This window comes from Vogesella mureinivorans (assembly GCF_007644035.1).
GTDB lineage: Bacteria > Pseudomonadota > Gammaproteobacteria > Burkholderiales > Chromobacteriaceae > Vogesella > Vogesella mureinivorans.
This window is the reverse complement of record NZ_VMTV02000753.1, coordinates 1-591: the sequence shown is the minus strand read 5'-3', so window position 1 is coordinate 591 and position 591 is coordinate 1. Positions and strand designations below refer to the sequence as shown.

At 69.0% G+C, this 591-nt stretch carries 1 protein-coding gene; it reads left to right on the top strand.

Going from position 1 to position 591, the window contains the following annotated elements; all coding sequences use genetic code 11:
• Positions 1 to 15: 15 nt before the first annotated feature.
• Positions 16 to 591: ribonuclease D (locus FLQ44_RS18070; protein ID WP_276607882.1), on the top strand; the 576-nt coding region annotated here is incomplete at its 3' end.

Below are 591 nucleotides of genomic sequence, written 5' to 3'. Positions count from 1 at the left end.
CATGAGGCCGGGCCGGTGGCGATGGACACCGAGTTCATGCGCGAGAAGACCTTCTACCCGGAGCTGGCGCTGGTCCAGCTTGGACGGCCTGGAGACGTCCTGCTGCTGGATGCGCCGCGGCTTGGACGTCTGCCGGCGATGGTCGCGCTGCTGCAGGCGCCCTGCCTCAAGGTCATGCACAGTGCCAGCGAAGACCTGCAGGCCCTCCATCACGCCTACGGCGTGCTGCCGGCGCCGCTGTTCGACACCCAGGTCGCTGCCGGACTGGTTGGCCTCGATCCTTCCATGAGCTATCAGAAGCTCGTGGCCGAGCTGTGCGGCGTGCCGCTTGAGAAGGGCGAGACTCGCTCCGACTGGCTGCGTCGCCCGCTGAGCGAGGCCCAGCTGAACTATGCGGCCGACGATGTGCGCTATCTGCTGGAACCGCATGCGGAGCTCACCCGCCGGCTCGATGCCCTGGGCCGGCGCGAATGGCTGGACGAGGACTGCCAGCGCGCCATCGACCAGGCCGTGGGCAGCGATGATCCGCATCCCCACCTTGCCCTGCGTCCGGCACAGGGACTTCCGCGCGTCCAGCAGGCGCGGCTGCGC